Raw genomic sequence first — 11,947 nt, 5'->3', positions numbered from 1 at the left:
ATCAGGATTGTATCCATGTGTCTGAAAAGTCTTTGATATCCACAGCCAGATGCTGCCGGATCTTTTCCAGCAACCGCGCTTCAAGCTGGCGGACTCGTTCCCGCGTGACGTTATACCGTTCGCCTATCTCGCGCAAGGTTACAGGCTCATCCGTGAGCAGGCGGTTTTGCAGAATATACAGCTCTTTTTCGTTCAGTTTGGGCAGTATGGTTTTGAGCTTGCTGCGCACAAGCCCGGCGATTTCGTCGCTGGCAAGGCTGTCTTCAATGCCGGGGCCGAGCGCGGGCAAAAAGTCCATGCGTGTTGCGCCGCCGGCATCCTCGCCCACGGGCACATTCAGCGACATATCGGTGGAGGCAAGGCGCTGATCCATTTCGTTAATCTGGTCTTCCGTAACGCCGAGGCGCTCGGAAAGCATGGCCGCATCCGGGTCAAAGCCCTGCATGATCAGCTTTTGACGCTCGCGGTTCAGATTGTAGAACAGCTTGCGCTGCACCTGGGTGGTGCCGATCTTGACCATGCGCCAGTTGTCCATGATGAACTTGAGTATGTAGGCCTTGATCCAGAACGACGCGTAGTACGAAAACTTGATGCCCTTGTCGGGGTCAAACTTGTTGACCGCACGCATGAGACCCACGTTGCCCTCCTGCACAAGGTCGAGCACGTTCTGCATCCATCTGCGCTGAAAGTCCATGGCAATGCGCACCACAAGCCGCAGATGCGATGAAACAAGCCGAAAGGCCGCGTCTGCATCGTTGTGATCGCGCACACGCAGGGCAAGCTCGTGTTCTTCATCCGGCTTGAGCAGGGGGAAGCGGCTTACTTCGCGCAGGTAAAGGTGCAGGCTGTCGCGCGGGCCAACTGCGGGCAAACGCGTTGTGGACGGCGCAGGCAGGCCCTCATGGTCGTCATCAAGAACAAGGGGGTCGAGGCCGTGATCGCTGGCGTCCAGCTCAACGTCCACATCTTCCGCGGAATCAGCAAGCGCGTCGTCATCGTTCTGATCGTCAGATACGGAATCTGCTGGAACCTCGTGCACAGCGGAGCCGTCCACATCAAGGATGCTCTGCTTGGCGGCCTTGCCTTCGGTCGAGCGGGAGCGCGCCTTGGCGGCAGCGCCACGGGTGCCACCCCCGGCAGGGGCTGCCCGCTTGCGCAAAGGGGGAGCATCCAGAATTTCCACCTCAGGCGAGGAAATTTCGGTTTCTTCCGCTTTTTGCGCGCTGCGCGGGTTTTTGGGAGCTATCGGACTATCTTTTTTCATGATATTTATGTCTGAGCATCGCTGCCTGTAACGGGCCGCAATGTTTAATGCTATAGTTTTGGTTTGTTCTTTTCAGTGTTTTTCAGTAGTAAAAGGCCTGCCGGGTTTAATGCGCGGCGCGGTTTTGCGGCCCCGGCGGCGTTCAGCCCCGGTGCGGCCCGCATGTTCCGGTTCGCAAAATCCTTACGGAATCAGCGGCCTCAAACAACGGAAGCCCCAGCATACAGGTATTGCAGGCGGAAGGCAAAGGTGCTCTTTGGCTTGCGGCGACTGTGCTGGGAACAGAGCGAGACGACGATGACATTTCGACAAGCCCTCGGCCTTGGCAGGCCTCTTTTGCTCGACGGTGCCATGGGTACCATGCTTCAGGCCTCGGGCATGCCCGCTGGCGCGACTCCCGAAGAATTTTGCATGGCAAACCCCGACACCCTGCGCGGCATTCACAAGGCCTATCTGGACGCGGGCGTTGATCTGCTGACATCGTGCACCTTTGGCGGCAATATTTACAAGCTGCCAAAAAGTCTGGACGTTTTTTCGTTCAACCGGCGCATGGTCGAAATTGCCAAGGAAGCCGCCGCACAGGCTGGCCGCCCTGTCTTTGTGGCGGGCAATGTGGGCCCCACCGGTCATTTTGCCAAGCCCCTCGGCCCGGTGGAACCGCGCGATCTTATCGCGGCCTTTGCCAATCAGATTCGCGGGCTTGTGGCGGGCGGGGCCGACCTCATATTTATTGAAACACAGTTCGACCTTGCCGAAGCCAGAGCTGCCGTGGCGGCTGCCCGGCAGGAATGCGACCTGCCCGTCATGGTTTCCATGACCTTTGAACAGGGCGTGAGCCTTACCGGCTCCACCCCCGCGATTTTTGCCGAAACCATGCAGAACATGGGCGTGGATGTGGTCGGCACCAACTGTAGCCTCGGCCCGGACCAGATGCTGCCAGTGGTGCAGGAACTGCTTGGCGTATGCGAATGCCCGGTCATGGCCGAACCCAATGCCGGTTTGCCCGAACTGCGCGGCAATGAAACCGTATTCCCTCTGGGGCCGGAAGATTTTGCGCAAAAAACCGCCCCCTTTGCCCAGCTTGGCGCGCGCATACTTGGCGGCTGCTGCGGCACCACGCCCGCTCATCTGGCGGCGCTTGCGCAGGCCCTGCGCGGCATGGACAGCGTCACGCCGCCTACGGTATCCCGCAAGGGCATCTGCCTGACCAACCGCTCCCAGATGGTGCGCATCGCTGTGGGCCAGCCCCTGACCATCATTGGCGAACGCATCAACCCCACAGGCAAAAAGGCCCTCACGCAGGAGCTTCAGGCCGGAGCCTTTGACGTTGCCATGCAACTGGCCGATGCTCAGGTAGATGCCGGGGCCACGGTGCTTGATGTTAACGTGGGCGCGCCCCTGGTGGACGAAACCCAGCTTTTGCCCGAACTGGTGCAGCGCCTTGTGGGGCGGCTGCCCCTGCCGCTCTCCATAGATTCTTCCAATGCGGATGCCATTGCCAACGCCTTGCCGTACTGCCCCGGTTCGTTTCTGGTGAATTCCATCAGCGGCGAGGCTGGGCGCATGGAAGCGCTCGGCCCCTTGTGCCGCGATTTCGGCGCGCCCTTTATTCTGCTGCCCCTGCAGGGGGCGCATCTGCCGGAAAAAGCCGCAGAGCGCATCAGCACGGTGGAGAGCCTGATCGAAAAGGCCGAGGGCATGGGTATTTCGCGGCGGCTGATGATGGTGGACATTCTGGCGCTGGCTGTATCCTCCAGCGCGGACAGCGCCCTCCAGTGCCTGGAAATGACGCGCTGGTGCGCTGCCAACGGCCTGCCCACAACGCTTGGCCTTTCAAATCTTTCTTTTGGTCTGCCCGCGCGCGAACTGCTCAATTCCACGTTTCTCTCCCTGGCGGCGGGCGCGGGGCTTACCTCGTGCATCGCCAACCCCTCTGCCCAGCGCCTGCGCGAGGCGGCAGACGCGCTCAAGGTGCTGTGCAACCACGATGCCCACGCATCCTCGTTTATAGCCTCCTATTCCGGCTGGAAACCCGGCGAAGGCACCATACAGGTGCGTCAGGGCGGCGGGGCGGCGGCCAAAACCCTTGCCGAAGCCGTGCTCAACGGCGACAAGGAAAATGTGCTGACTCTGCTTACGGCAGAGCTTGACGCGGGTGCCGACCCCTTTACCCTTGTGCAGGAAACGCTCATTCCAGCTATTACGGAAGTGGGCGCGCGCTATGAACGGCGGGAATACTTTTTGCCCCAGCTCATCCGCGCGGCAGAAACCATGCAGACCGCTTTTGCGTATCTCAAGCCTTTGCTGGAGGCCGGGCGCGGCCCGGAAACGCGCCCTGTTGTGGTGATGGCCACGGTAGAAGGCGATATCCACGACATTGGCAAAAATATTGTTTCGCTGCTGCTCGGCAACCACGGTTTTGACGTGGTGGACGCGGGCAAGGACGTTCCGGCAGAGGCCATTGTTGCTTGCGCACTCAAGCACAACGCGCGTATCATCGGCTTGTCGGCATTGATGACCACCACCATGGTTCGCATGGAAGACACCATCAAAATCGTCAGGGAGCGCGCTTTGCCCATCAAGGTTCTGGTGGGCGGGGCTGCCGTTACGCAGGCTTTTGCCGATGCCATCGGGGCAGATGCGTATTGCGCTGACGCCGTAGGTGCGGTAAAGGCCGCCAAGCAGTTTGTTTAGCCGCGCCCCGGCGCGGCCTTTGCTCCTCATTCAAAACTTCGGGTAAACTATGAAGAAACTCATCCTGGCCTTACTGCTGTGTCTGGCTTTGCCGTGCTCGGCGCTGGCGGCCTCGTCATCGGTTCCTACCCTGAATTTGGCCGGGCTGACGGATATGCTTGCCAAAAACAAGGGCAAGGTCATCATGCTCAATTTCTTCGCCACATGGTGCCCTCCGTGCCGCGTTGAAATCCCCGAGCTTGTGAACGTTCGCAAAAAGTACGCGGAAAAAGACGTGCTTATCGTGAGCATCTCCCTTGATGAAGACTCCAAGGTTGTGCCCCCCTTTGTGGAAAAGATGAAGATGACATACCCCGTCTTTGTCGCTGACCGCGATGTGGCGCGGGCGTTCAAGATTTCGCAGATTCCTCACAATGCCTTCTACAGCAAGGATGGCCAGCTCATTCTGTCTGAACCCGGCATGGCGGACGCCGAAATGGTAGAGATGGTCTTTAAAAAGTTGCTGGAACAGAAATAATGGAAAATACCCTTGTGGTGCGCAAAGCCCACATGGACGATGTAAAGTCCATGCATGGGCTTTTGCTGCAATGCGCCCAGAAAGGGCTTTTGCTGCCCCGCGCGCTGATCCATCTTTATGGGCATGTGCGCAATTTCATGGTTGCGGAGAATACTGCTGGCGAGATAGTGGGCTGCTGCGCCCTTGCCCCGGTGTGGGAAGATCTGGCCGAAATATGCTCGCTTGTGGTGCGTGAAGACGCCCGCCGCCTGGGAACGGGCCGGGAGCTTGTCAACGCCTGCCTTAGCGAATGCCGCGACCTGCATATTCAGAAAGTGTTTGCGCTTACATACCAGGAGGCGTTTTTCGCCCGCCTGGGTTTCAGGGTTGTGGACAAGAATGTTTTGCCGCAAAAAATCTGGGCCGACTGCGTGCACTGCGCCAAGTACCCCAACTGCGACGAAACAGCCGTTTATTTTGAACTGGATTCCGCTGCAAAGGACGTAGGAGAGGTGCATGTCCAAGGCTAACGACATCAAGGTAAAAGAACTGAAACCGGTATTCACGCCGGAACAGATTGCAGCCCGGATCCAGGAACTGGCCGCAGAGATCAACGCCGAGTACGGTGATGAGCCGATGGTGGCAGTGTGTGTGCTCAAGGGTGGCTTTATGTTTTTTAGTGATCTGGTTCGATTTTTGCATAACAAAAATCTGGAACTGGATTTTGTCCGTTTGTCCAGTTATGGCAAAGGGTCTTCCAGCTCCAAGCATGTGATCTTCAGCAAGGATGTTGAGATTGACATTTGCGGCAAGCATGTGCTGATTGTTGAAGATATCGTGGACAGCGGGCACAGCATGCGTTTTCTGCTCGGGCAGTTTGCGGCGCGCAAGGCGCGCAGTCTGCGCCTGGCTGCACTGGTGGACAAGGATGAACGCCGGGAAGTTGACGTTAAGGTCGATTTTGCGGGCTTCAAGCTGAACCAGGGGTTCATTGTGGGCTATGGCCTGGACTACGCCGAGCATTACCGTATGTTGCCCGGCGTGTTTGAAGTTATTCCCGAATAGGCTTTTCCCGGCTCCGGCAGCCGGTAGGTTTTGGAGTAATGGCATGGAAATAAAGTGTCCTAATTGCGGTAGCCGCTTCAATTTGCCGGATCAGCTTGCCAAGCCGGGCGTCAAGCTGCGTTGCTCGGTCTGCAAGACGGTTTTCACCTATGAGCCGGAAGTCCCCCTGGCCGAACAGGGGCCGCTGCCGGAAATGCCCATCAAAAAGAAGCTGCCACTGGTCAAACTGGCGCTGATTTTTGTGCTGGTGCTGGCCTGCGCAGGCGGCGGCTGGTATTATTACTCGCTCAAGAGCGCTGCCAAGCAGCCCAATGAGCAGGAAATTGCCAAGCAGGTTGAGCTGCTGACCATGCGCAACGTGCGGCAGTATTATGTTGATAATGAAAAGGTGGGCAAGGTTTTTGTGATAGAGGGCAGGGTGGTTAACGAATTCCCGCAGCCAAAGGAACTCATTACCATTGAAGCCGCCATCTACGACAAGGACAAGAAAGCCCTGGCTGTCAAAAAACAGCTTGGCGGCGTGCAGCTTTCACTTTTTCAGCTCCAGGTGCTGAGCGAGAAGGAAATGGAATCCTTCCTCAACAACAAGGTTGAGATTCTCACCAACAACACCAATGTGCCGCGCGGCGGCGAAGTGCCGTTTATGGTGCTGTTTTACGCGCCGCCCGAAGGCGTGGCCGAGTTTGGCGTGAGGATCGTTGACGCCAGGGATGTGTCTGAGCAGGGCGGTTCCGGTACGGGCACCCCCGCAGAGCAGCCCAAATAACTGTTCTGACGCAAAACGCCGCTTGTTTTCGAGCGGCGTTTTGTTATTGTGCCAGGCGCAGGGCCGCATAAGCGGTTTGCCCACCGCGGTGCCAATAGCTGCGGCGGGCTGTATTGCGGCCTGCAGAATGTTGGGTCAGCCGTCTGCTGCTGACCGGACAAAAGGCGAATGTGCGCGAAAGGCCGGTTTTGTTGTGGAAGCCGCCTTTCGTTTTTGGCGACAAGAGGATTGGCCGGCCGCATACCGGATTTTGTGCAACAGGGCGACTCTGGCGGGGAGTGGCCGCATAGCCAAATTGCTGCAAATGAAAAACGAAAAACCAGAATTGAAGAGAGCCTTAAAAAACAGGCATGTACAGCTCATTGCCCTGGGCGGAGCCATTGGCACCGGCTTGTTCCTTGGTTCGGCTGGCACCATCCAGATGGCTGGCCCCGCTGTTCTGATCAGCTACGCGCTTGGCGGCTTCATTGCCTTCATGATCATGCGCCAGCTTGGCGAAATGATGGCGCAGGAACCCGTTGCCGGATCTTTCAGCAACCTTGCCCACAAGTACTGGGGCGATTTTCCCGGTCTGCTTTCTGGCTGGAACTACTGGATTCTGTATGTTCTGGTGGGCATGTCCGAGCTGTCGGCTGTTGCCGTATATGTGCAATACTGGTTTCCCAGCATCCAGCCATGGCAGACCACGGCCTTTTTCTTCCTGCTGATCACCGGCGTAAACCTTTGCCATGTGAGCCTTTTTGGCGAAATGGAATTCTGGTTTGCCTCCATCAAGATTGTGGCCATTGTCTCCATGATTCTGCTGGGGTCTTTTTTGTTGTTCAGCGGCCATGCTGGCCCTGACGCGGCGGTGAGCAACCTGTGGACCCACGGCGGCTTTTTGCCGCATGGATGGGAAGGCGTGTTTACCGCACTGGCGGTTGTGGCCTTTTCGTTCGGCGGGCTGGAGCTTGTGGGCATTGCCGCTGCGGAAACCGACAATCCGCGTGTGACCATCCCCAAGGCTGTGAACCAGATCATCTACCGCATTCTTATTTTTTACATTGGCGCGCTGCTTGTGCTGCTGACCCTGCACCCCTGGAGCCAGCTTGGCGCACCCGTGGACAAGAGCCACTGGGCCCAGGCCATGGTAGCCAGCCCCTTTGTGCAGATTTTTGACCTCATCGGCATTCCTTTTGCCGCGCATGTGCTGAACTTTGTGGTGCTCACAGCGGCCCTTTCCGTCTACAATGGCTGCGTTTACTGCAACAGCCGCATGCTGTTTGGCCTGGCGCTTCAGGGCAACGCCCCCAAGGCCTTCGGTACGGTCAGCGCTCGCGGCGTGCCGGTGTACGCCCTGCTGATTTCGTCTCTAGCCACGCTGATCTGCGTCATCATCAACTACGCCATGCCCGGCAAGGCCCTTGGCCTGCTCATGTCGCTTGTTGTTGCCGCTCTGGTCATTAACTGGGCCATGATCAGCCTGACGCACCTCAAGTTCCGCGCTGCCATGGTTCGGGCTGGCGAAGTCATTCATTTCAAGTCCCTTTGGCATCCTTTCACCAACTATCTGTGCCTGCTGGTCATGGCCATGGTGCTCGCAGTGCTTGTGATCATTGGTGAAAGCCTTGCGGTAATGCTTGCCCCCATCTGGATTGCCTTTGTATGGCTGGGCTACAGGCTGAAAAAGCAGAGCAAGCATCTGCCTCCCAGCATGAGCAAATAACGCTGTAGCCGCGTTTTCAGGCTGTAAAGGCCCGCTTGGCGTGCGCGTCCCTTTGGGGATGGCATGATAAGCGGGCCTTGTTTTTTGTGGTGTGTACCTTGGGGGGCAAGGGATTCCTGCCGCTGCCAGCCAAGCAAGTTGGGCAGCGTATGGCAAGGTGTTGAAAATTTTTTTTGGCACAAGCAGAAATATGAAATCGTGGCTTGTGGCGTGCTGGGAGAAAATCCGTAATCGCGGCATTGCGGCTGTGACTGCCTGTCTGGCTTCAGGGCCGATGTGCGGTTGGTAATATTTATCCATGCAAGACTGTTAAGAAAAATTGGCAGCAGAAGGGGCAGAATCGGCCTGTGATGGGCTGGCAAAGGGCGGGAGCGGTCAAATGCGAACAAGGAAGGCCGTAAGCTGCGGTTTTCACAAGTGACGTAGCCGGAAAGCGCTTGTCTAGACTTGCCTTCGAGGAGCGGCTATTGTCTTGCAACAGGTGAACGCCATGAAAAAACATAATGCAACAACAAAAAAAGGTTCGCGGTTGAACCGCGAACCTGAATTTTCTGGTGGGCCATCAGGGACTCGAACCCCGAACCAACTGATTAAGAGTCAGCTGCTCTACCAATTGAGCTAATGACCCGCATTGCGTGAAAAGGTGTTTACGCTCATGCGGCCCTGCCTGTCAAGCAATTTGAAAAAAATCAGCTAAAAAGAGACAATGCATTGAAATATGACAAACTGGCCGTAGCTTCCGCCATGCCGCTTGCCCTGGTCTGGCGAGTGCTGTGCGCAAGCCTCGTGGTGCTGTGCGCCGCTGTTTTTATGAGTTTTGGGGCGCGGGCCGAGGATCTGCAACCAAGGCTTGAAACTGCCCGCGACGGGCAAAACCTGATTGCTGCGCTGCATATTGTTATCCCTGCGGAATTTCACGCCTACGGGCACGAACCGGGCGAGGCGGGCAGACCCACTACTGTGGCTTTTTCTGTAGCAGGGGGCCGGGCCTTGCCCGTGTATTACCCCGATGGAGCAGTCCAGCGCGATTATTACGATCCAGCGGCTACCGTGAACGTGTACGAAGGCAACGTGACCTTCTACATCCCCTTGCCGTCCGATGCCGCAGGAAAGCCCTTTGTGGCTGATTTGAGCATGCTGTTATGCTCCAGCCGCAAGTGCATGCCCGTCAATGAACAAGTGACGGGCGTGGTTGCGCGTGAATCAGCGCCCATCAGCGGCATGCCCTGGCGCATACAGTGGCAGGAATTGCAACGTCGCACGCCTGCGCCGCCGCCAGCACCCCAGGCGGAAGAGGACGGCAACGATGATGCGGCGGGGGACGCGTGGGCCAGGGAGTCCGCGCAGGCCACCACTGGTGGATGGGTCGAGGAAGGCATGGAAAAGCTGCCGCCGCCGGATGGTTTTGACGTGCGCCTTTCGCCGCGTTTTCTTGATGATTCCATGGAAATTTCCGGCCTGGGCAAGGCCCTGCTGTTTGGCATACTCGCGGGCCTGCTGCTCAACGCCATGCCCTGCGTGCTGCCAGTGCTCACCTTCAAGGTGAGCGGGCTTCTCATGGTTGGCGGGCGTGATGCCGCAGGGCTCAAGCGATTTCGGCAGCACAACCTCTGCTTTGCCGCAGGGGTCATGACGCTGTTCAGCGCACTGGCTCTTGTGCTGGGGCTTGCAGACCTTATGTGGGGGCAGCTTTATCAAAATCAGGCTGTGCTCATGGTCATGCTGCTGGTGGTCTTTTTGATGGGGCTGTCTACCCTTGGCGTGTTCAGCCTGCCGGTTATTGACCTCAAGACCGGGGCCAACAGCAAAAATCCCTGTTTGCAGGCATATTTTACGGGCCTTGTTTCGACCTTTCTGGCTACGCCGTGCAGCGGCCCGCTGCTGGGCGGCGTGCTGGGCTGGGCTTTTACCCAGCCGCTCATCATTGTTGTTGTGGTTTTTTGGGCTGTGGGTCTGGGCATGGCCCTGCCGTACATCCTGTTTTGCATCTGGCCAGATCTGGCGCGTATTTTGCCAAAACCCGGCGCCTGGATGCACGTTTTTGAGCGCATAGTGGGCTTTATGCTCATGGGCACGGCCCTTTACCTGCTTTCTGTGCTGCCTGTTGAGCGGCACATGCAGGTGCTCACCGTGCTGCTGGTGCTTTCGCTCTGCGCCTGGCTGTGGGGGCAGTATTGCGGCATAACCGCGCCGCCCCTGAGGCGCAAGATCATGGGCGTGCTGGGCGTGGGTCTGCTGGTGGCGTCTGTTTTCTGGGTACTGCGCCCAGTTGCGCCCCTGCCCCAATGGCGGCAATTCACGCCGGAGGCTTTTGAGGCCAACCTTGGCAAAAAGCCCATGCTGCTTGAATTTACCGCCAACTGGTGCCCCAACTGCAAATTTATGGAAGCCACAGTGCTGACGGACGAACGCATGCGCAAGCTTCAGGCCCGGTACGGCATGGAACTCGTACGCGTGGATCTGACCAACGCCAATGCCTATGCGGTTCGATTGCTTGACGCCCTGGGCAGCAAAAGTATTCCGCTTACAGCCATTTTCCCCGCCGGGGATGAAGCCGGGCAGCCTCTTGTGCTGCGCGATGTGTATAGCGCCCGGACACTTGAGCAGGCCCTGAGTGAAACTTATGAAAAATAATGGCCTTTTTCGTAGATTGCCCTATGGTTCTTTACTGCCCTGCCGATATTGTCTAATGTGTGACCATACAGCAGTGCTTGAAATGGAAAAGAGGTTCACGGCCCAAGGGTTGCCCCTCATGTAATTTTTCTGCACACGACTGCGGCCTACTTGCGACAAGGGAGCAGACATGGATCTGAGTCAAAAAAAACAGGAAGACGAACTTCTGCAACTGGTGACGTTCAGCATCGGTGAAGAAGAGTTCGGGGTGAACATCCTGAAAGTTCAGGAGATCATCCGCACCATGGAAATCACCAAGGTGCCCCGTGCTCCGGAATTTGTGGAAGGCGTCATCAATCTGCGCGGCAAGGTGATCCCCATCATTGACCTGCGTCGGCGTTTTGGTCTTGCCCCCAAGGGACATGACAAAAACACGCGGATTATTGTCATTGAAATCAACAACATCATTGTGGGCTTTGTTGTCGATGCCGTCTCCGAGGTGTTGCGCATACCCGCAAGCACGGTGGAACCGCCGCCGCCAGTTGTGGCCGGGGTGGACTCGGACTACATCAGCGGAGTGGGCAAGTTGCAGGATCGCCTGCTTATCATGCTTGATCTTGATAAGCTGCTTTCTAGCGACGATCTGGAGATGTTGACGTCCGTCTAGCCCGTAGCCCGGCATCTGGCGCTGCATTGCCAGCAGAGTAACGTGTGGAGAGTGCCTGCACCGATTTCTCTGACTGCGCCCGCAGAGCCCGGCATCCGTAGAGTAGCCACGTATATCATGGCTGCCTGGGTGCTGTGTCAGCAGATTATGACAACAGTGCCGAAAGGGTATTAAAAACAGGCCGGGCTATGCCCGGCCTGTTTTTAACTGTTGACCATAGCCAAACACTGCATTTGATCTTGCGGTGAACTGGGAAAAGAGGGGGAGAAGCGGTGACGCACCAGCGCCAGCCGCTGAAAGTGCGCAAGCCTTTTGTCTTGTGATGGCTGACTGATTGGCGCATTTTGCCGCCGCAGGCAACCTGCACTGCAAGGCAAACGCTGCAATGAAAAAACGGCCCCTGCAATCGCGTGCAGGAGCCGTATCAACAGAAAAAAAGAGAATTATTTACCCAGCGGCTGCTGCCGTACCCGGCGGCTCGACCGCAGAAACAGCTCTTCCACAATGACCTTTTCATAATCAGGAGCCAGGGCAAGATCTGTGTGCAAGGCATTACACAACATGCTTTCAAGCTGCTGGGTTTCTTCCCAGATTTCAAGCAGTTCGTCATCCGCCATTGTTTTGACACGTTCTGCAAAAGGCTGTTCGTCAATAAAGGGAATACATGAACCCATTGT

General features: G+C 57.0%; 10 protein-coding genes and 1 tRNA gene. 8 read left to right on the top strand and 3 right to left on the bottom strand.

Features of this window, described 5'->3' with window-relative positions; translation table 11 throughout:
- Position 1: 1 nt before the first annotated feature.
- Positions 2–1,264, bottom strand: coding sequence for a sigma-70 family RNA polymerase sigma factor (locus NE637_RS01860; RefSeq protein WP_227117905.1), 1,263 nt, complete (start codon positions 1,262–1,264; stop codon positions 2–4).
- A 297-nt stretch (positions 1,265–1,561) separates the two neighbouring features.
- Between NE637_RS01860 and NE637_RS01855 the strand changes: the two genes are divergently transcribed.
- The 6 genes from NE637_RS01855 (at position 1,562) to NE637_RS01830 (ending at position 7,990) form a co-directional block, all read left to right on the top strand.
- Positions 1,562–3,958 carry a homocysteine S-methyltransferase family protein gene (locus NE637_RS01855; protein ID WP_256185860.1) on the top strand — a complete coding sequence of 799 codons (2,397 nt, stop codon included), beginning with the start codon at positions 1,562–1,564 and terminating at the stop codon, positions 3,956–3,958.
- 49 nt (positions 3,959–4,007) lie between these two features.
- Positions 4,008–4,475: a TlpA family protein disulfide reductase gene (locus NE637_RS01850; protein ID WP_227117903.1), complete on the top strand. Its 468-nt coding sequence runs from the start codon at positions 4,008–4,010 to the stop codon at positions 4,473–4,475.
- Positions 4,475–4,984, top strand: coding sequence for an N-acetyltransferase (locus NE637_RS01845; RefSeq protein ID WP_192111896.1), 510 nt, complete (start codon positions 4,475–4,477; stop codon positions 4,982–4,984). The genes NE637_RS01850 and NE637_RS01845 overlap by 1 nt, the downstream gene beginning before the upstream one ends.
- Positions 4,971–5,519 (top strand): hypoxanthine phosphoribosyltransferase, encoded by a 549-nt coding sequence (gene hpt, locus NE637_RS01840; protein WP_192111895.1) that lies wholly within the window; start codon positions 4,971–4,973, stop codon positions 5,517–5,519. The genes NE637_RS01845 and hpt overlap by 14 nt, the downstream gene beginning before the upstream one ends.
- A 43-nt stretch (positions 5,520–5,562) precedes the next feature.
- Complete coding sequence (locus NE637_RS01835) at positions 5,563–6,285, top strand: zinc-ribbon and DUF3426 domain-containing protein (protein WP_192111894.1); 723 nt, start codon at positions 5,563–5,565, stop codon at positions 6,283–6,285.
- Positions 6,286–6,610: 325 nt separating this feature from the next.
- A complete protein-coding gene (locus tag NE637_RS01830) occupies positions 6,611–7,990 on the top strand; it encodes an amino acid permease (protein ID WP_227117902.1) in 1,380 nt (459 codons plus the stop codon).
- Between the two features lie 552 nt (positions 7,991–8,542).
- Here the strand turns inward: NE637_RS01830 and NE637_RS01825 are convergent.
- Positions 8,543–8,618, bottom strand: a tRNA-Lys gene (locus NE637_RS01825).
- Between the two features lie 83 nt (positions 8,619–8,701).
- On the opposite strand from NE637_RS01825, the gene NE637_RS01820 reads away from it, so the two are divergent.
- The gene (locus NE637_RS01820) at positions 8,702–10,624 is read left to right on the top strand and encodes a protein-disulfide reductase DsbD family protein (RefSeq protein ID WP_227117900.1); all 1,923 of its coding nucleotides are present in this window, start codon (positions 8,702–8,704) and stop codon (positions 10,622–10,624) included.
- Between the two features lie 169 nt (positions 10,625–10,793).
- Complete coding sequence (locus NE637_RS01815) at positions 10,794–11,270, top strand: chemotaxis protein CheW (RefSeq protein WP_192111892.1); 477 nt, start codon at positions 10,794–10,796, stop codon at positions 11,268–11,270.
- 443 nt (positions 11,271–11,713) lie between these two features.
- Here the strand turns inward: NE637_RS01815 and NE637_RS01810 are convergent, their stop codons facing one another.
- Positions 11,714–11,944 carry a hypothetical protein gene (locus NE637_RS01810; protein WP_022659388.1) on the bottom strand — a complete coding sequence of 77 codons (231 nt, stop codon included), beginning with the start codon at positions 11,942–11,944 and terminating at the stop codon, positions 11,714–11,716.
- Between the last annotated feature and the right edge of the window lie 3 nt (positions 11,945–11,947).

The organism is Desulfovibrio desulfuricans, from assembly GCF_024460775.1.
GTDB classification, from domain to species: Bacteria; Desulfobacterota; Desulfovibrionia; order Desulfovibrionales; family Desulfovibrionaceae; genus Desulfovibrio; species Desulfovibrio desulfuricans_E.
The sequence above is the reverse complement of the archived record's forward strand: the minus strand, read 5'-3'. Positions and strand labels throughout refer to the sequence as shown.

What these genes read in the sequence shown, in the direction of transcription:
- NE637_RS01860 (WP_227117905.1), bottom strand. Translation starts at nt 1,264, where the DNA reads ATGAAAAAAGATAGTCCGATAGCTCCCAAAAACCCGCGCAGCGCGCAA.
- NE637_RS01855 (WP_256185860.1), top strand. Translation starts at nt 1,562, where the DNA reads ATGACATTTCGACAAGCCCTCGGCCTTGGCAGGCCTCTTTTGCTCGAC.
- NE637_RS01850 (WP_227117903.1), top strand. Translation starts at nt 4,008, where the DNA reads ATGAAGAAACTCATCCTGGCCTTACTGCTGTGTCTGGCTTTGCCGTGC.
- NE637_RS01845 (WP_192111896.1), top strand. Translation starts at nt 4,475, where the DNA reads ATGGAAAATACCCTTGTGGTGCGCAAAGCCCACATGGACGATGTAAAG.
- hpt (WP_192111895.1), top strand. Translation starts at nt 4,971, where the DNA reads ATGTCCAAGGCTAACGACATCAAGGTAAAAGAACTGAAACCGGTATTC.
- NE637_RS01835 (WP_192111894.1), top strand. Translation starts at nt 5,563, where the DNA reads ATGGAAATAAAGTGTCCTAATTGCGGTAGCCGCTTCAATTTGCCGGAT.
- NE637_RS01815 (WP_192111892.1), top strand. Translation starts at nt 10,794, where the DNA reads ATGGATCTGAGTCAAAAAAAACAGGAAGACGAACTTCTGCAACTGGTG.
- NE637_RS01810 (WP_022659388.1), bottom strand. Translation starts at nt 11,944, where the DNA reads ATGGGTTCATGTATTCCCTTTATTGACGAACAGCCTTTTGCAGAACGT.